The organism is Bradyrhizobium sp. Mp19, assembly GCF_029952935.1.
Classification (GTDB): domain Bacteria; phylum Pseudomonadota; class Alphaproteobacteria; order Rhizobiales; family Xanthobacteraceae; genus Bradyrhizobium; species Bradyrhizobium elkanii.
In genome coordinates, this window is record NZ_JASAUT010000021.1 from 44,419 (window position 1) to 61,750 (window position 17,332).

15 protein-coding genes and 2 tRNA genes are annotated in these 17,332 nt (G+C 66.0%); 13 read left to right on the forward strand and 4 right to left on the reverse strand.

Annotated features, from left to right (window positions below; genetic code table 11):
- Positions 1-4: 4 nt before the first annotated feature.
- Positions 5-838, reverse strand: coding sequence for a DUF72 domain-containing protein (locus QJT82_RS22620; RefSeq protein ID WP_028339942.1), 834 nt, complete (start codon positions 836-838; stop codon positions 5-7).
- 140 nt (positions 839-978) lie between these two features.
- Between QJT82_RS22620 and QJT82_RS22625 the strand changes: the two genes are divergently transcribed.
- The 7 genes from QJT82_RS22625 (at position 979) to QJT82_RS22655 (ending at position 8,498) form a co-directional block, all read left to right on the forward strand.
- Positions 979-1,350, forward strand: a complete 372-nt coding sequence (locus QJT82_RS22625) for a hypothetical protein (protein WP_028339943.1) — start codon at positions 979-981, stop codon at positions 1,348-1,350.
- 67 nt (positions 1,351-1,417) lie between these two features.
- Positions 1,418-1,624 (forward strand): hypothetical protein, encoded by a 207-nt coding sequence (locus QJT82_RS22630; protein ID WP_028339944.1) that lies wholly within the window; start codon positions 1,418-1,420, stop codon positions 1,622-1,624.
- 261 nt (positions 1,625-1,885) lie between these two features.
- Complete coding sequence (locus QJT82_RS22635) at positions 1,886-3,019, forward strand: glycosyltransferase family 2 protein (RefSeq protein ID WP_028339945.1); 1,134 nt, start codon at positions 1,886-1,888, stop codon at positions 3,017-3,019.
- Between the two features lie 7 nt (positions 3,020-3,026).
- Entirely contained in the window at positions 3,027-4,529 is a 1,503-nt protein-coding gene (locus tag QJT82_RS22640; protein ID WP_028339946.1) for a glycosyltransferase family 39 protein, read from the forward strand.
- A 78-nt stretch (positions 4,530-4,607) separates the two neighbouring features.
- Positions 4,608-5,303 (forward strand): DUF899 family protein, encoded by a 696-nt coding sequence (locus QJT82_RS22645; RefSeq protein ID WP_028339947.1) that lies wholly within the window; start codon positions 4,608-4,610, stop codon positions 5,301-5,303.
- A 393-nt stretch (positions 5,304-5,696) separates the two neighbouring features.
- Positions 5,697-6,872, forward strand: a complete 1,176-nt coding sequence (locus tag QJT82_RS22650; protein ID WP_035631236.1) for a DUF2778 domain-containing protein — start codon at positions 5,697-5,699, stop codon at positions 6,870-6,872.
- Positions 6,873-7,001: 129 nt separating this feature from the next.
- A complete protein-coding gene (locus QJT82_RS22655) occupies positions 7,002-8,498 on the forward strand; it encodes an AMP nucleosidase (RefSeq protein WP_028339949.1) in 1,497 nt (498 codons plus the stop codon).
- 23 nt (positions 8,499-8,521) lie between these two features.
- On the opposite strand, the gene QJT82_RS22660 is transcribed toward QJT82_RS22655, so the two are convergent.
- Complete coding sequence (locus QJT82_RS22660) at positions 8,522-9,115, reverse strand: cysteine hydrolase family protein (RefSeq protein WP_028339950.1); 594 nt, start codon at positions 9,113-9,115, stop codon at positions 8,522-8,524.
- 123 nt (positions 9,116-9,238) lie between these two features.
- Between QJT82_RS22660 and QJT82_RS22665 the strand changes: the two genes are divergently transcribed.
- The 6 genes from QJT82_RS22665 to QJT82_RS22690 all read left to right on the forward strand — a co-directional run bounded on the left by QJT82_RS22665 (position 9,239) and on the right by QJT82_RS22690 (position 16,572).
- Positions 9,239-10,078 carry a LysR family transcriptional regulator gene (locus tag QJT82_RS22665; protein WP_028339951.1) on the forward strand — a complete coding sequence of 280 codons (840 nt, stop codon included), beginning with the start codon at positions 9,239-9,241 and terminating at the stop codon, positions 10,076-10,078.
- 204 nt (positions 10,079-10,282) lie between these two features.
- Positions 10,283-10,354 (forward strand) — tRNA-Phe (locus QJT82_RS22670).
- 2 nt (positions 10,355-10,356) lie between these two features.
- Positions 10,357-10,423, forward strand: a tRNA-Val gene (locus QJT82_RS22675).
- A gap of 336 nt (positions 10,424-10,759) precedes the next feature.
- On the forward strand, positions 10,760-11,911 hold the full coding sequence (locus QJT82_RS22680; protein ID WP_028339952.1) for a slipin family protein: 1,152 nt from the start codon (positions 10,760-10,762) through the stop codon (positions 11,909-11,911).
- Positions 11,912-12,136: 225 nt separating this feature from the next.
- The gene (locus QJT82_RS22685) at positions 12,137-15,499 is read left to right on the forward strand and encodes an adenylate/guanylate cyclase domain-containing protein (RefSeq protein WP_028339953.1); all 3,363 of its coding nucleotides are present in this window, start codon (positions 12,137-12,139) and stop codon (positions 15,497-15,499) included.
- Positions 15,500-15,792: 293 nt separating this feature from the next.
- Complete coding sequence (locus tag QJT82_RS22690) at positions 15,793-16,572, forward strand: Crp/Fnr family transcriptional regulator (RefSeq protein ID WP_051447786.1); 780 nt, start codon at positions 15,793-15,795, stop codon at positions 16,570-16,572.
- Positions 16,573-16,589: 17 nt separating this feature from the next.
- Here QJT82_RS22690 and QJT82_RS22695 read toward each other — a convergent pair whose 3' ends face one another.
- The gene (locus QJT82_RS22695) at positions 16,590-16,787 is read right to left on the reverse strand and encodes a hypothetical protein (protein WP_028339954.1); all 198 of its coding nucleotides are present in this window, start codon (positions 16,785-16,787) and stop codon (positions 16,590-16,592) included.
- A gap of 40 nt (positions 16,788-16,827) precedes the next feature.
- On the reverse strand, positions 16,828-17,043 hold the full coding sequence (locus tag QJT82_RS22700) for a hypothetical protein (protein WP_016840464.1): 216 nt from the start codon (positions 17,041-17,043) through the stop codon (positions 16,828-16,830).
- Positions 17,044-17,332: the final 289 nt, after the last annotated feature.

Below are 17,332 nucleotides of genomic sequence, written 5' to 3' on the forward strand. Positions count from 1 at the left end.
TCCCTCACTTCACCCGTTCGATCAATTCCATCGCGCCCGCCGGTGCGCGGACCTTGCCCTCGTGGATCACATAGGCGAACACGTCGCGCGGCGCCTTCTTGGGCGCGGTCTTCTCGACCTTCGGCAGGTCGTCCGGCTCGCTGCCGCCGGCCCAGTCCTGAAACCGCTTGGCCCAGGCGTCGAGCTGCTTCGGCGGATAGCAGGTCTTCAATTCGTCATTGCCCTTCTGCAGCCGGGCATAGACGAAGTCGCTCGCGACGTCGGCGATCGCTGGATATTTGCCGTGCTCGGCGAACACCACCGGCACCTCGTGCTCGCGAATGAGGGCGACGAATTCGGGCACGCAAAAACTGTCGTGGCGGACCTCGACGACGTGGCGCAGCGCGCGGCCGTCGAGCTTGCGCGGCAGCAGCTCGAGGAACTTGCCGAAATCGGCGCCGTCGAACTTCTTGGTCGGCGCAAACTGCCAGAGCACCGGCCCGAGCCGGTCCTTCAGCTCCAGCACGCCCGAATCATAGAACCGCTTCACCGAATCGCCGGCTTCGGCGAGCACGCGGCGGTTGGTGGCGAAGCGTGGCCCCTTCAGCGAGAAGATGAAGCCGTCGGGCACTTCGCTGGCCCATTTGCGAAAGCTCTCCGGCTTCTGCGAGCCGTAATAGGTGCCGTTGATCTCGATCGAGGTCAGCTTCGAGGCGGCGTAGGACAGCTCCTTCGCTTGCGCGAGCCTCTCCGGATAGAACACCCCGCGCCACGGCTCGAAGGTCCAGCCGCCGATGCCGATATAGATGTTGCCTGCGTCTGTCTTGGTCTTGGTCGCCTTGGTGGGAGCTTTGGCCACGACTGCACTCATCGTGAGGGAGGGAACAGGAAGCAAGACTAGTCAAAATAATCGTGATTGGCCAGTTTGCCAGATTGGCGCGGCAGTGCTTATCGTCTCTGTCGCTCTTCGCTACGATGCGCCAAAATGGAGAACAACAAATGCGCATGCTGGTTGCGGCCGCCCTCTTGATCATGTCCTCCGCCGCCATATCGTCCGCCGCGATGGCCGACGAGGTCGACGATGCGCACAAGCTCGCGATCACCGGCCGCGACGCTTACTGGAATTGCCTCGCCCGCGAATATCCTCGCGACAGCAACAAGGCGATGTCCGACCAGGAATTCACCTCGCTGATCGCCAATGTCTGTCCCTCGGAGCGGCAGAACTTCCGGGTCTCGCTGATCGACTTCCTGTCGCTGCAATTTCCGAAACAGGATGCCGATGCGAATCTGACGACTGCCAACCGCGCGATCGAGCTCGCGCAGAAGGACATCGTGACCGCCTTCACCCGGCGCAGGGCCGCGGCGAAATAGGTTCCCAAATCCTGTTGCGGCCGGCCGATTTTTGATATCAATCCGCGCAGGCGAGGGGATGATCGGCATGAGGTCACAATCGACGGCAGGTTTCTTGGGCGCACTGGTCGCGGCCGTCGCGCTGGCGGCGGCGTTCATCTACGGGCCGTCGCCGAGCCAGCTCCGCAACCCGACCCGGTCCGCGGCGCAGCCGCAGGTGGCTCCCGCCGCGGAAGCCGCGCCGGCGGCCCCGGCGCCACGCGGCCCGGTGATCCGGGAAGTCCCCAACAACTAGCGCCAAGACCCCTTTGCAGACGGCCCCTTGCGGATCGCATGGGGGCTACCTAACTAGTTCATAACGGCGACGTTGCAGCTTCAGGGCTCCGGCGCTGGGACGACCACGACATTGATTGGCTGCGCCGGATGTACGCGCGCCCCTTGTTCGTGGTCGTTGGCATTTTCGAACGGTTTTTGCCCCGTTTTCCCGCTTTCCGAGCGCGCGTTTGGGTCGGCCTGCCTTGGCAGCGGGTGAGGCTGCGGCTATACGCTGGCGCTCATGAATGACGCCATCAAGCCTGGCCCCGAAACCTCATCGCAGGCGGCAAGTTTGCCGCAGCTTTCGGTGGTCGTCCCGACCTTCAACGAACGTGACAACGTCACGGTGCTGTATCGCCGGCTCGACGCGACCCTGAAGGACGTGTCCTGGGAAGTCATCTTCGTCGACGACAACTCGCCCGACGGAACCTGGGACGTGGTGCGCGCGCTGGCGCGGAAGGATTCCCGCGTGCGCTGCATCCGCCGAATCGGCCGGCGCGGCCTGTCCGGCGCCTGCATTGAGGGCATCCTGGCATCGAGCGCGCCCTATGCCGCGGTGATGGACGCCGACCTCCAGCATGACGAGAGCCAGCTGCCGAAGATGGTGGCGCTGCTGCAGAGCGGCGAGGCCGAGCTCGTGGTCGGCAGCCGCTATATCGAGGGCTACAAGGCCGACGGCTTCAACAAGCAGCGCGCCGGCGCCAGCGCCTTCGCCACCGAGATCGCGCGCCGCACGCTGAAGGTCGAGATCGCCGACCCCATGAGCGGCTTCTTCATGATCCGCCGCGACCGTTTCGAGCAGCTCGCGCCGCAGCTGTCCACGCAAGGCTTCAAGATTCTGCTCGACGTCGTGGCGACGGCGGAGGGCAAGCTGCGCGCGGTCGAGATTCCCTACACCTTCGGTGCGCGCCAGCATGGCGAGAGCAAGCTCGACTCCATGGTCGCGCTCGACTTCCTCGGCCTGGTGCTGGCGAAGCTGACCAATGATCTGATCTCGCTGCGCTTCATTCTGTTCGCAGCCGTCGGCGGGCTCGGCCTGGTGGTGCACCTCACCGTGCTGTTCGTCGCGCTCGAACTGTTCAAGGCGCCATTCCCGGAGGCCCAGGCCACTGGTGCGATCGTCGCCATGACCAGCAACTTCATCCTCAACAATTTTCTGACCTACCGCGACCAGCGGCTGAAGGGCTTTGGTATCCTGCGCGGCCTGCTGCTGTTCTATCTGGTCTGCAGCGTCGGCCTGCTCGCCAATGTCGGCGTCGCGTTCTCGGTCTACGACCAGGAGCCGATCTGGTGGCTGGCGGGCGCGGCCGGCGCACTGATGGGCGTGGTGTGGAACTACGCGATGTCCGGGCTGTTCGTCTGGCGCAAGCGATGACGGTGGCATGAACGCGAACGAGGCGCGGCTTGCCCGAAACACCGCGCTTGCGGTGTGCGCGCTGGTCGTGTTGCGGCTGGCCGCCGCGGCATGGACGCCGCTGACCTTCGACGAAGCCTATTACTGGATGTGGTCGAAGTCGCTCGCCGGCGGCTATTACGACCATCCGCCGATGGTGGCGATCGTGATCCGGCTCGGCACCATGATCGCGGGCGATACGCCGTTCGGCGTGCGGCTGGTGTCGATCCTGCTCGCACTGCCGATGAGCTGGGCGATCTACCGGGCGGCCGAGATCCTGTTCGGCGGCCGGCGCATCGCCGCGAGCGCAACGATCCTGCTCAATGTGACGCTGATGGCCGCCGTCGGCACGCTGATCGTGACGCCGGATGCGCCGCTGCTGGTCGCTGCCAGCCTCCTGCTGTACGCGCTCGCAAAGGTACTGGAGAGCGGTCGCGGCGCCTGGTGGCTTGCGGTCGGCGCCGGCGCCGGCGCGGCGCTGCTGTCGAAATACTCGGCGCTGTTCTTTGGTCCGGCGATCCTGATCTGGCTTGCGGTGGTGCCGAAGCTGCGGCGCTGGTTTCTCTCGCCCTGGCTGTATCTCGGCGGCCTGGTCGCGCTCGGCCTGTTCAGCCCGGTGATCCGCTGGAATGCGGACCATCACTGGGTGTCCTTCATCAAGCAGATGGGGCGCGCGCGGATCGAGGATTTCCGGCCGACCTACATCGCCGAGCTGATCCCGACCCAGTTTGCGTTCGCAACGCCGTTGGTGTTCATCCTCGGCGTGATGGGCCTCTACGCGCTCTACCGGCGCCGCGCCGGCGCGCTGGAGGCGCGCGTGCTGGTCAACACGATGTTCTGGACCATCGTGGTCTACTTCACCTGGCACGCATTGCATGCGCGGGTCGAGGCCAACTGGTTCGCGCCGGTCTATCCCGCCTTTGCCGTGGCGGCCGCGGTCGCGGCAGTCCAGGTGCAGTGGGCGCCGCGCGAGCAGCGCACGATCGATTTCTGCCGCCGCTGGGCCGCGCCCACAGGCGTCGTGCTGTTCGCGCTGCTGATCGTGCAGGCCAACACCGGTTTGCTCTCGGGCTACCGCCGCGACGCCACCGTGCGCAGCGTCGGTGTCGGCTGGCAGGAGCTCGCGGGCGAGATCGAGGCGGTGCGGACGCGGACCGGCGCGAGCTGCGTGCTGGCGGCGGACTACGGCACCACGGGCTGGCTCGCCTTCTATCTCCCCAAGGGCACCTGCGTCGCCCAGCAGGGCCAGCGCATTCGCTGGGTCAACATGCTGGAGCCGAGCCCTGAGCAGCTGTCCGGCAAGCTGTTGTATGTGCATGAGGTCGAGCAGGCGATGCCGGCCTCGCTGCGCGACAATTTCGCCCATGTCGAAACGGTGGCCGAGGCCAAGCGCATGCGGGGGCCGTTGACCATCGAGACCTACGCGCTCGACCTGCTGGAAGGCGCAAAGGGCGAGATCCTCGACCGTTCCCCACCGCCGGAACTGCAGTAAAACTCTCGCCGTTAAGTGTCGGATCGTCCGGGTCCGGGTCGTCTTCCAGGGAGCCCGTCAACCACGCGAGGTTCCAACATGACCAGTTCCGTTCTCAAGCCTGCTGCCGAACTCGCCACGACCAACGTCAGGCGCTTTCCCAATGAGAGCGCCGAGTATCGTCGCGCCCGCCAGGCGCTGCTCGTCGAAGAGATCGAGCTGCGCCGGCATATCGAGCGCGTCGCCGCGCTGCGCCGTTCATTGCCGCCCGGCGGCGAGGTGACCAAGCCGTATGAGTTCACCGGCGAGGCCGGTGCGGCCGCGCTCGCCGATCTGTTCGGCGACAAGCCGACGCTGATCATCTACAGCTACATGTACGGCCCGCAGCGCGAGAAGCCGTGTCCGATGTGCACATCGTTCATGGGCACGTGGGAGGAGAAGTTGCCCGATATCGAGCGGCGCGTGTCGTTCGTGTTCGTGGCGCGCTCGCCGATCGCACGGCTGATCGAGGCGAAGAAGGCGCGCGGCTGGACGCGTCACAGGATCTACTCGGATGCATCCGGCGATTACACCCGCGACTATGTCAACAAGGATGACGCCGACCTGCCGGGCTACAATGTCTTCACGCGCCACAACGGCACGATCCGTCATTTCTGGGCCGGCGAAATGGGGGCGGGCACGATGGACCCCGGGCAGGACCCGCGCGGCGCGCCGGACATGGATCCGCTCTGGACGGTGCTCGACACCACGCCAGAGGGACGCGGCAAGGACTGGTATCCGAAGCTCGCCTATTGAGGAGATGGTTTTTGCTCGATCCCCGCGTGATTACGGGGCGATCGGCAAGGAAATTCTCCCTAGGTTTCACCCCGGCATGCCGCGTCGGAGCGGCGTGCCGGAATGTCCCATCATGGGACAGAAAAGCCGCTTTGGCGGTCCAATGTCATCTTAAAAAAGCCCTACGCCACAGGCACTTCCCGCGCTGCAGGGGATCGCATCCGGTTAAGTCGCATTTAACTAAAAGTCGCCTTAATGGCCGTCTGAGCCCCCGCGCGACGTTGAGCCGAACATCGTTCGACCACGCGTCGAGTGAGGGACAAAGGTGGACCTGTTTTGAGCGCCGGGCGTATGGGTACGAGTGCGAGTGCGTATGTTCTTGGGGCGCCAAGCCGCAAGAAATCCTCCCGAAAAATTCTCCCACAGCATTTCCTCGGCAGCGCCGCGGTGGCGGGGCTGGTGCTTGGCTGCGCCTGGACCGTCTACGCCAACATCTTTGCGGCGAGCGTCTATCCGTCGGTAGGCAATGCGTCGTTCGATGCGCCGGTGGTCAAGCGGCCCGTCGCGGTCGCCGCGCGGCCGGCGCCTGCCTTCAACGAGGTGTTCGCGTCCCTGACGCCGGCACCGGTGGCCCCCGCGAAGACCGAGGTCGCGAAGTCGGAAGCCGCGGCATCGTCGCTTATGTTTAACGATCGGTTTGCGGCCGCCGCACCCGAGGGCGTCGCGTCCAGCGTCGTGGCTGACGCCGCACCGCAGATCGACCCGATCAAGCAGGCCGCTGCGCCCAAGCTCGCCGAGGCGGCGAGGGCGGTCGCCTCCGCGGAGCTCGCCGAGACATCGAAGCCGTTGCCGGCGCCGAAGTCGGTCGAAGCCGCCAAGAAGCAGGCCGCCGCCAATCTGAAGGTGGCGCTCAACGATCCCGCTGCGGACGTTCAGCCCAAGGGGGCCGATAAGGCGTCCGAGGCGAAGCCTGCCGAAGCCAAGCAGGCGACCAAGTCCGGCGGCGTCCGTGACATGGCCGCGCGCGCCAAGGCCGCGGTGATGTCGATCGCATCGAACGAGCGGCAGACCATGGTCGAAAAGCTGTGGGGCAAGCGCGAGTCGGGCGGCGGGCTGCTGTCGTTCGCCTCGGCCGACGCGAACGTCACCGGCAGCATCCCCTCGACGTTGGACCAGAATCCGATGCTCGGCGGCTCGCCGCCCTATGACCGTCAGACCGCGGTGTACGACATCTCAGCCAAGACCGTGTACCTGCCCGACGGCACGCGCCTCGAGGCGCATTCGGGCCTCGGCTCCAGGCTCGACGACCCCCGGTCCTCGCATCTGAAGATGGTCGGCGTGACGCCGCCGCACATTTACGAGCTCAAGCCGCGCGAAGCGCTGTTCCACGGCGTGCCGGCACTGCGGCTCAATCCGATCGGCGGCGAGGGCAAGATCTTCAACCGCGACGGCCTGCTCGCGCACACCTTCATGCTGGGTCCGAACGGCGACTCCAACGGCTGCGTCTCGTTCAAGGACTATTACGCGTTCCTCGACGCCTACCGTAACAAGGGCATCCGCCGTCTCGCGGTGCTGGCGCGGATTCAGTAGGCAGAATGGCCGGCGGGCAGCGGTCCACCGCTGCGGCGTGATCGACGTCTGGAACTCGATGCCATAGTCGCTATACTGCGCTGATCCAGAGCGAGTCCAAGCTCGACAACCGATCTGGCGCGAAGCGACATGTCTCCTGCATCTTCCGTCCAAACCCCGCCGCCGATCACGACCGAAGCGTTCGTCGATGCCGCTGCCGCGGTTGCCCGCCTCGAAGAGATCTACGCGCGCAACACTGAATTCCTGCGCAATCGCTTTGAGGCCTATGTCAACGGCGTGCCGTTCACGACGCGGGTACGGGCACATTATCCGTTCGTCCGCATCACGACCTCGTCACATGCGCGGCTCGACTCGCGGCTTGCCTATGGTTTCGTCGCGGGGCCCGGCATCCACGAGACCAGCATCACGCGGCCCGATATCTTCCGGACCTATCTCACGGAGCAGATCGGACTCCTGATCAAGAACCATGGCGTGGCGGTCGAGATCGGCGAGTCGAACGAGCCGATCCCGATCCATTTCGCCTACCGCCGCGACATCAATATCGAGGCGGCGCTGACCATCGCCGACAGTTCGGCGTTCACGCGGTCGCTGCGCGACATCTTCGATACCCCCGATCTCGCGGCGATGGACGACGCGATCGCCGACGGGACCTTTGAGCTGACGCCGGGCGCGCCGGAGCCGCTGGCGCTGTTCCGCGCGGCGCGGGTCGATTACTCGCTGCGCCGGCTGTACCACTACACCGGCACCGATCCGGAGCACTTCCAGAATTTCGTGATCTTCACGAACTACCAGTTCTATGTCGACGCCTTCGTGCAGCTGTCCCAGCAGCGGCTTGCGTCGGGCGAGGCCGGTCTCGAGGCCTTCGTCGCGCCCGGCAATGTGATGACGCACAATGCGCGGCTCGGCGGCGGCACCACCGGGACCCCGTCCGAACGCGTCCCGCAGATGCCGGCCTTTCATCTGGTCCGGCCCGGCTATCGCGGCATCACCCTGATCAACATCGGCATCGGTCCGTCCAATGCGCGCAACATCACCGATCACGTCGCGGTGCTGCGGCCGCATGCCTGGCTGATGATCGGGCACTGCGCTGGCTTACGCAACACGCAGCGGCTCGGCGATTATGTGCTCGCCCACGGCTATGTGCGCGAGGACCACGTGCTCGATCACGAGCTGCCGCTCTGGGTGCCGATCCCGGCGCTTGCGGAAATGCAGGTCGCGCTCGAGGAAGCCGTCGGCGAGGTGACCGGGCTCACCGGGTTCGAGCTCAAGCGGCTGATGCGCACCGGCACGGTCGCCAGCGTCGACAACCGCAACTGGGAGATCAGCGGGCCGCAGGTGATCCGGCGCATGTCGCAGTCGCGCGCGGTCGCGCTCGACATGGAATCGGCGGCGATCGCCGCCAACGGCTATCGCTTCCGCGTACCCTACGGCACGCTGCTGTGCGTCTCCGACAAGCCGCTGCATGGCGAGATCAAGCTCGCAGGCATGGCCAGCGAATTCTACCGCCAGCGCGTCGGCCAGCACCTTGAGATCGGTCTCAGGGCGCTGGAACGGCTCAAGCAGCAGGAATCCGAACGCCTGCATTCGCGCAAGCTGCGCAGCTTCGCCGAGGTCGCGTTTCAGTAGCGCAACGCAGACGAGAGCGGCCCTCAGGCAAGCGCGTTGCCGCGGGCGATGATCGCGAAGCGGTCGGACAGTTCGGCGAGCGCGACGTCGTGAATCAGCCTTGCGGCAATCGTGCCGCCGACGCCGTCGGGCAGGTCGCGGGTGGCGCAGCTGTCGGCGTCGATCGTGGTGCGGAAGCCGAGATCGAGCGCGGCGCGGGCGGTCGAGCTCACGCACATATGCGTCATGAAGCCGGCGAGCACCAGCTCCTTGCGGCCGGTCGCGGCAAGCTGCGCGTTGAGGTCGGTGCCGGCGAACGCGTTCGGCAGTTGCTTCTCGATCACGATCTCACCCGGCCGCGGCGCCAGCGGCGCGACGATCGCGCCACGCTCCGCGGTGCGGTCGAACAGGCTGCCCGGCTGGCCCTTGTGCGCGATGTGGATGATCGCGGCGCCGCTTTCGCGGGCGCGCGCGAGCAATGCGGCGGCGCGCGCAATCGCCGGGTTGGCGTCGGGCAGCGCCAGCGGACCTGCGAGGTATTCGTTCTGGATATCGATCAGCACCAGGCAGCTGTCGCCGAGACGGGGCGGGGTGAGGTCGATACCGGCAAGCTGCATCAATGTCTTGGCTGACGTCATGGTCGTTCTCCAGCGGATGTGTCGCCGAAAACATAGCCCGGGATTGGCCTGCCGTTATGCAGGGATATTGCAGCCGGTGGCTGCGTTATTGCAGGCGGCCGCCGCGCGATGTAGCCTGCCGCCATGAACTGGGACGATCTTCGCATCATCGCGGCGGTCAGGGACGAGGGCACTTACGCCGGCGCCAGCGCGCGGCTGCGCATCGACGAGACGACGGTCGGGCGCAGGCTGGCGCGGATCGAGCGCGCGCTCGGCTTGCGCCTGTTCGAGGCCGTCGATGGCGTCCGCAAGCCGACCCGGCAGTGCGACATGGTGCTCGCGCATATCCAGGCGATGGCCGCGCATGCCGAGGAGATCGGCCGGATCGGCGAAAGCCTGCCTGGTCCGGTCGGGCGGCTCCGCATCGCCTCCACCAGTGCGATCGCCGAGGAGGTGCTGGCGCCGCGGGCAAGTGAATTCCTGCGTGCCCATCCGGGCCTGACGCTGCAGTTTCTGACGTCGAGCGACAACGTAAAATTCTCGCGCTGGGAGGCCGATCTCGCGATCCGCTTGCGCAAGCCCGACAAGGGCGACTTTGCGATCTCGAAGCTCGCCGAGGTCAGGTCGTATTTCTTCGAGCCGGCCGCGACAACGGCGGTAGAAGCGATGCTGTGCGCCTATCCCGACGAGCTCGGCGGGATTCCGGAAATGCAGTTCCTGCGCACGAAGCGACTTCGCGCACGCTGCGTGACCGACAATGTCCGTATCATCCACACGCTCATCCAGTCGCATCACGCGGTCGGCGTGTTGCCGGAGCACAGCTGTGCCGACCTGCTGACCGACCGACGTTTGCGCGCCACGCTGCTGCCGAAGCGGCGCGACGTCTGGCTCCTGGTGCAAAACCATCTCAAGCGCGATGCGGCGACGCGCGTCACCATCGACTGGCTGCGCGCCTGCTTCCAGGATGCCGCGCAGAGGGGGTGACGCGCCCTCGCAATGACGGGACGTGCTGCGACGCCTGGGTCACAGCGCCGCTCCGTCATGAAAAAATCACGCGCAGCCCCCTTGCAACCCGGACGTGCTTCGTCTATTAGCCCGCTCCTTCGCTTCGGCCATGGGTTCGGGCTCGTTGAGATCCCGACCGGCGCGAGCCGCTTTGCGGTGTCGTGTTCCGCCGAAATGAAGATCGCGAGATGAAGCTCATGGGCGAGCGTCGGGGATGAAATCCCGAAGGTATCGGTTCGAATCCGGTCTCTCACAAAGGATAGCTCAGTTGGTTAGAGCAGGTGAATGACACTCATCGGGTCGCGGGTTCGATTCCCGCTCCAAGCGCTCCGTTCAGCCTGAAAAGCTGATACCTCTGAAGGGGACCGGACGCGCGCTTCAGTCGCAGTCCGGCCGTCCTGCCGCAAGGCATTTCGTCCGAACATCGACACTGTGAGACCGGCTTTGCGCCGCGGTGGATACCGCTTGCGCTGATGCCGGGTGGCTCCGCACGGCCGCGCGACCTTCGTCGCGCGAACGCGCGCGTGCGCCCGTCATCGCGCAGGCTTTAAGCCACGGCCCGCTCGGCTGACAGGAAGCCGCGTTCGCGTCCTCACGTCCTTTGCAAAATGAAACCCGCTCTTCGGCCCATGGGCCTCGGAGCAACAATGGAGGCGTGTCATGACCTGGCACTTCCTGACGACCAAGTTGACGGTGAAGGATGGCGAGCGCGCGTTGCTGATGCGCGACGGCCGGCTCGAGCAGGTGCTCGCGCCCGGACGTCACCGCCTGTTCGATCCCCTGCATCAGCTCAAGGCCGAGCTGTTCAGCGTCGTGCGGACCGAATTCCCCGCGGATCGCTTCGCGGTGATCAAGGCCGCGCGGCCCGATCTGGCCGAACAGCTGTTCGAGGCGATCGAGACCCGCGCGAACGAGATCGCGATCGTCAGCCTCGACGGCCGTCCCGTGCAGCTGATGACGCCCTGGCAGACGCGCGTGTACTGGAAGGTCGCGACGTCGGTCGAGGTCGAGCGCATCGACGTCACCGGCGATCCCAGGGTCACGGCACGCCACCTCGCGATGATCCAGCCCAACCGGGCCGGTGTCATCACCGAGGCGGTGGTCGAGAACCACGAGGCCGGTCTGCTCACGGTCGAGGGCAAGCTGGTCGAGCGGCTCGCGCCCGGCCGGCACGCGTTCTGGATCGCGGGCCGCAAGATCGAGGTCAGGCGCCTCGACCTGCGTCCCCAGGCGGTCGAGATCACGGCGCAGGAGATGCTGACCAAGGATCGCATCGCGCTGCGCGTGACGCTGACCGCGTTCCGCCGGATCGTCGATCCCGAGCGGGTCGTGGCCACGGTGCCCGACGTGGATGCGTGGCTGTACCGCCTGGTGCAGTTCGCGATCCGCGAGGCGGTGGCCGGTCGCACGCTGGACGAGGTGCTGTCTGCGAAGGCGGCGCTCGATACGGAGCTTCGCGACTATGTCCGCGACCGTGTCGCGGACAGCGGTGTCGAGGTCACCGAGCTCGGCGTGAAGGACGTGATCCTGCCCGGCGAGATCCGCGAGCTGGTCAACAAGGTGGTGGAGGCGGAGCGGGTGGCGAAGGCCAACCTGATCCGCCGCCAGGAGGAGACCGCGGCAACGCGTTCGCTCCTGAACACCGCCAGGCTGATGGAGGAGAACCCTCTGCTGCTGCGACTCAAGGAGCTGGAGTCGCTCGAGCGTCTGGTCGAGAAGGTCGGCCGCATCGACCTGCATGCGGGCGAGGGTCAGGGCCTCGATGCGCTCCTGACCAAGCTGGTCCGCCTCAAGACGCCCGAGACCGCGTAAGACAAGAAGGGTCGCCCACGGGCGGCCCTTCGATTTTTTCGCCCGGACGGACCGCCGGCACCCGTACGAATGTTAACGTGCAGACGGCTGTAACGGGGCACCGCCACGGCACAATTCGCATGTCCTGCGCCACGCCGCAAAACAGAGGTGCCTCCCCGGGCAGATTGGGATAACGTTTGCGCACCGTGGTCCATTCGGCCAGCCGTCAACCCGTCGGTGAAGCCAATGCAGCAGATTGCGGAATGGCTCGAGAAGCTGGGACTTGGGCAATACGCGCTGCGTTTTGCCGAGAACGGCATCGACCTTGGCGTTCTTCCCGAATTGACGGATGAAGACTTCGACAGGCTCGGCGTCCTGCTCGGCCATCGTCGCAAGATGCTGCGTGCGATCGCCGACTTCAATCGAGCCGAACTGATCGCCGCGCCGGTTTCGCCGCACGATGCCGAGCGCCGCCACCTCACCGTGATGTTCTGCGACCTGGTCGGCTCGACGGCCTTGTCGGCGCGTCTCGATCCCGAGGACATGTGGGAGGTGATCCGCGCCTATCGCGCAGCCTGTGCGCAGGTGATCACGACATATGACGGCGCCGTTGCCAGATTTATCGGCGACGGCATCCTCGCTTATTTCGGCTATCCCCGTGCCCACGAGGATGATGCGGAGCGCGCGGTGCGTGCCGGCCTCGATGTCATCGCCGCAATCGGCAAGCTCGAGACCCGCGCGAAAGAGGGCGTTGCGGTTCGGATCGCGATCGCGAGCGGGCTCGTCGTGGTCGGCGACCTCGTCTCCGGCAGCGCGTCGGAGGAGCAGGCGCTGGTCGGCGATGCGCCGAACATCGCGGCGCGGCTGCAGAGCCTGGCGGAGCCGGGCGTGGTCGTCGTGGCGGCCTCGACCCGGCGGCTGCTCGGCAATCTGTTCACGCTGCGCAACCTCGGCCGCCGCGAGGTCAAGGGCATCTCCGAGCCGATCGCGGTGTGGGCCGTCGAAGGCGAGCCGGCATCGGAAAGCCGTTTCGAGGCGGTGCGCACCGCGCGCTCGATCGGCTTCGTCGGCCGCAAGGCAGAGATCGAATTTGCGTTGTCGCGCCAGCAACTGGCGTGGCAGGGCCAGGGCCAGGCGGTGCTGGTATCGGGCGAAGCGGGTATCGGCAAATCGCGCATCGTGGCGATGCTCTCCGACAGCCTGGCGCCCGGGACACACCGCCGTGTGCGGTATCAATGCTCGCCCTATCACACCAACAGCGCGCTGCACCCCTTTGTCGCCCAGCTCGAGCGTGCCGCCGGCATCAGGTCGGAGGATGCGCCGGAGCAGAAGCTGGACAAGCTTGAGGCCATGCTGGCGCTCGGCACGCAGCACGTGCCCACCGTGACACCGCTGATCGCAGCGCTGCTGTCGATCCCGACCGGCGAGCGCTATCCGCCGCTCGGCCTCAGCCCGGCGCAGCAGCGGCGGCAGACATTCGCAGCGCTGCTCGACCAGCTCGAGGGCCTCGCCCGGCAGCAGCCGGTGCTTGTCGTCTGCGAAGACGTGCATTGGGCCGATGCCACGTCGCTCGAACTGCTCGACCTCGCGGTCGACCGGATCAGGGGACTGCCGATCCTCATGCTCATGACGTTCAGGCCGGAGTTCGAGCCGCCATGGGCGGGGCTCGCCAATGTCAGCCTGCTGCGGCTCGATCGGCTCGACCGGCAGGACACGCGCGCGCTGATCGAGCAGGTGACCGTCGGCCGGTTGCTGCCCGGCGAGATGATGACGCAGATCGTCGAGCGGACGGACGGTGTCCCGCTGTTCGTCGAGGAGCTGACCAAGATGGTCATGGAGTCGGGGCTGCTGGTCGAGAATGCCGGGCGCTACCGCCTCGACAATCCACTGCCGCCGCTGGCAATCCCGGCGACGCTGCAGGACTCGCTGATGGCCCGGCTCGACCGGCTGGCGCCGGTCAAGGAGGTGGCGCAGATCGGCGCGGCGATCGGCCGTGAGTTCTCATATGCACTGCTGCGCAGCGTGGCCGGGCGCGATGATCTGACGCTTGCCGCGGCGCTTGTCCAGCTCGAAGAGGCCGAGTTGCTGGTGCGCCGGGGCGTGCCGCCGGATGCAAGCTACAGCTTCAAGCATGCGTTGGTTCAGGAAGCGGCTTACGAGAGCTTGCTCAAGAGCCGCCGGCAATTGCTTCACAAGCATATCGGCGATGTGCTGCGCGACAAGTTTGCCGAGATGGCCGAGATCGAGCCGGAAGTCGTTGCCTACCATTTCACCGAGGCAGGGCTCGGCGAGACCGCGCTGGCGTGGTGGCGCAAGGCCGGTCAGCAGGCACTGAAGCGCTCGGCCTATTGCGAGGCGATCGCGCATCTCGGCAAGGCGGTCGCCATCGCCGATGAACTGCCCGACGAGCCGGATCGGATGATCGGCCGGCTCCATCTGCAAATCGCCTACGGCCGCGCGCTGCGGGGCAGTCTTGGGCACAGCGCCCCCGAGACGGTCGCCGCCTGGACGCGCGCCCGGCAGTTCGCCTCTGACATCGATGATCCAATCGAGCTGGCGCCGATCCAGTCGGGCCTCTTCAACGCCTGCTTGACCCACGGCGAGCTCGCGCCGATGCGAGAGTTGGCGGAGGCGATCATGGGCGCAGCGGAGCGGCATCCGGACTCGCCGGTGGCGACAATCGTCGCGCGCTGGGCCAGCGGGGTGACCTCCTGGTTCGCGGGCGAGTACGTGAATGCGGGCATCCATCTCGAGCAGGCCTTCGCGGCCTATGCGACCGAGCCGGATCCGGCAACCTTCAAGGCGTCGACGCTCGACTTGCCGTTCGTCATCATGAGATTTCTCGCCCTGGTGCTTTGGCCGCGTGGCGAGATCGATCGGGCCCTGCAGCTCGCGGGCGCAGCGGTGAACGTCGCCGGGAAACAGCGCGCGCTCGCGCGCGCCAATGCGCTGGTTCACAAGGCCGTCTTCGACGGGTTGTGCGGCAGCAGGTTGCGCCAGACCGAGACGATCCTTGCCCTGGGCCTGGCGCAGGATCATACGATGCCGCTCTATGTCGCCGCCGGCACTTATCTCAATGGTCTGGAGAAGTGGCGTGCCGGCGGCCGGGCCGCAGGTCTCGCGGAGATGCAGCGTGGCTGGACGTTGCTTCACGAGAACGACTGCTACCTCTGTGAACCGTTCTGGGGATTGCAGATTGCCGTGGCGCATGCGGAAGCCGGGCAAGTCGATGCCGGGCTCGACATCATCGACGAGTTGATCGACGCGACGGAGCAGTCCGGGCAGCACTGGCTGGATGCAGAGCTATACCGCGTGCAGGGCGAACTGCGGTCGCGCCGCAACAGCTCTGACATGTCCGGCGCCGAGGACGCCTTCCGCCGCGCCCTCGAGATTGCGCGAAGGCAGCAGACCAGGACGTTCGAGCTGCGCGGTGCGCTGGGACTTGCACGTCTTTACAGCCGCAGCGGCCGGGCAGGGGAGATATCTCAATTGCTGGCGCCGGTGCTCGCCGGCTTCGATCCGGCGCTCGATCTTGCCGAGATCAAAGACGCGCAGGAATTGCTCACGCAGGCGCATCGGTGGCCGGACCGCCACTCGCGCACGTCTTGACGGGTGCCGCCGCAGCGGCGCGGTCACACCGCGTCCGCCCCGCGCCTGCGCAGGTGGTGAAAGAGAAGGTTCGGATGTCGCGCGCGGCGCGAGCGATGCGAAACTGGAACTGTTGAGTTCCCGAAGTTCTACGGTGCGACGATGCGCATTTTGCTATTGCGTCCGGCGGCGCATTTGCATCTAACTTTAAGGACGCTGCTGCGGAGAATTCCGCCTTGCGGTCAATCGTTTGGAATTTGTTTTTGATCCTGTGTTCGAGTGAGTAAGCTGTGCGACCGTTGACGTTCCCGCAGGTGAGCATTTCCAGTGGAACTCGTAATCGCCTTCTCGCGACATTGTCGCCGGCGGATCTGGACCTCCTGAAACCGGAACTTGAGACTGTCGCGCTCGAACAGGATGCAGTCCTGGCGCGCGCCGGTGACGAGATCGACTACGTCTTCTTTCCTCACAGCGGCGCGATCTTGTTGATGATCGACATGGCGGATGGGCAGACGGTCGCGACCGGCGTAGTCGGATGCGAAGGGGCCGTGGGCAGTCTTTCGGTTCTCGGAGCCTCGCCGTCGGGCATTACCGCCGTCGTTCGTGCGGCTGGTACCGCCTCACGGATCCCGGCGGCGCGCTTTCATGCCGCTTTCGGCCGCAGTCCCGGGATTCGACAGGCGATCCAGAAGCACGTCAGGTCGATGCTGATCCAGTTTCAGCTCGGCTCCGCCTGCAATGCGCTCCACCCGGTCGAGGCGCGGATGGCGCGCTGGCTGCTTCAGCTTCGCGACCGCGTCGACAGCGACGTCCTCCCGCTGACCCAGCACGCGCTGTCGCAAATCCTCGGCGTACGACGAACGACGGTGACCTTGCTGATGGGCAATCTGCGCAAGCGCGGTGCGATCAGGTCGGATCAACGAGGCCGGATCGAGATCGACCAGGCGCGGCTCTTGGCCGCGGCGTGCGAATGCCATCGCGTCATGCGTCTCGAGGCCGAGGAGATCTTCTCGGGCGACACGGTTCGAACGCGCGGAATGGCGCCGGCCAACGATCCGCGCATCCCGGAAATCGAGGCTGATGACGCCGTGTAAGCGCGTTCCAGGTGCGATCAGCTTCCCGGCCGCCGATCAAGCTCCCGTGTGGGGGAGGATACCCTTTCGAGCTCCGCAATCTCGCGCAGCACCTTTGCGGTCTCGCGCAACTCATTGCGCTTCGGGCCCGGCTTCAGCCGTCGTGCCTCATCGAGAAAGTCCTTGGCCTGCAGCAGCCAGGCTGACGTTTCCGTCGAGATCTGCACATGCGCCATGGTGTCCCTCCATCGCGGTCGTCAATAGTGGTGGCCATTGTCAGGCCGGCGAACCGCCGCCGCGGCGTCGCCGCACGCGGATGCTCGGCTCGTCGACCCAGGCGTCCCGGGCAAACCAGGCGTGATCCGCGCGGCAAAACGGACAGGGCGTGCGCGCGAAGAACACGGTACTGCGTCGAAAGCTCTCGCGATCGGTTTTGATTCCGGTGGAAATCGCGTGTCCGGTTTGCGGACATCTGACCATCACCATGCCCATGAGCGCCTCCCTCCCATATTGCCTTTTGCTTTTTGCCTTTTGCCTTGCAGAAATAGTCCGGCCGGTTGGATTGGCCCCAGATCGGTGCGCGGGGTAGTTGGGGGGCATCGCGCACCTGCGGCGTTTGACGGAGCATCGGCAGTGGGGGCTGCACGCTCTCGTCACTGGGCTTCTTCCAACCGGCCAGGTCCCTCCTTGAACGAATCCTCGATTTGACTCCAACGCCGCTTCTTCAGGCGGCTTGGCAGAGAACCTCTTCGTTTTCGCCCACCGCACAGCCTCCCTCGCA

Bases quoted from the DNA above. Each gene is read 5' to 3' on its own strand.
- QJT82_RS22680 (WP_028339952.1), top strand. From the start codon at position 10,760: ATGACCTGGCACTTCCTGACGACCAAGTTGACGGTGAAGGATGGCGAG.
- QJT82_RS22645 (WP_028339947.1), top strand. From the start codon at position 4,608: ATGACCAGTTCCGTTCTCAAGCCTGCTGCCGAACTCGCCACGACCAAC.
- QJT82_RS22655 (WP_028339949.1), top strand. From the start codon at position 7,002: ATGTCTCCTGCATCTTCCGTCCAAACCCCGCCGCCGATCACGACCGAA.
- QJT82_RS22625 (WP_028339943.1), top strand. From the start codon at position 979: ATGCGCATGCTGGTTGCGGCCGCCCTCTTGATCATGTCCTCCGCCGCC.
- QJT82_RS22700 (WP_016840464.1), bottom strand. From the start codon at position 17,043: ATGGGCATGGTGATGGTCAGATGTCCGCAAACCGGACACGCGATTTCC.
- QJT82_RS22640 (WP_028339946.1), top strand. From the start codon at position 3,027: ATGAACGCGAACGAGGCGCGGCTTGCCCGAAACACCGCGCTTGCGGTG.
- QJT82_RS22630 (WP_028339944.1), top strand. From the start codon at position 1,418: ATGAGGTCACAATCGACGGCAGGTTTCTTGGGCGCACTGGTCGCGGCC.
- QJT82_RS22665 (WP_028339951.1), top strand. From the start codon at position 9,239: ATGAACTGGGACGATCTTCGCATCATCGCGGCGGTCAGGGACGAGGGC.
- QJT82_RS22660 (WP_028339950.1), bottom strand. From the start codon at position 9,115: ATGACGTCAGCCAAGACATTGATGCAGCTTGCCGGTATCGACCTCACC.
- QJT82_RS22685 (WP_028339953.1), top strand. From the start codon at position 12,137: ATGCAGCAGATTGCGGAATGGCTCGAGAAGCTGGGACTTGGGCAATAC.
- QJT82_RS22635 (WP_028339945.1), top strand. From the start codon at position 1,886: ATGAATGACGCCATCAAGCCTGGCCCCGAAACCTCATCGCAGGCGGCA.
- QJT82_RS22695 (WP_028339954.1), bottom strand. From the start codon at position 16,787: ATGGCGCATGTGCAGATCTCGACGGAAACGTCAGCCTGGCTGCTGCAG.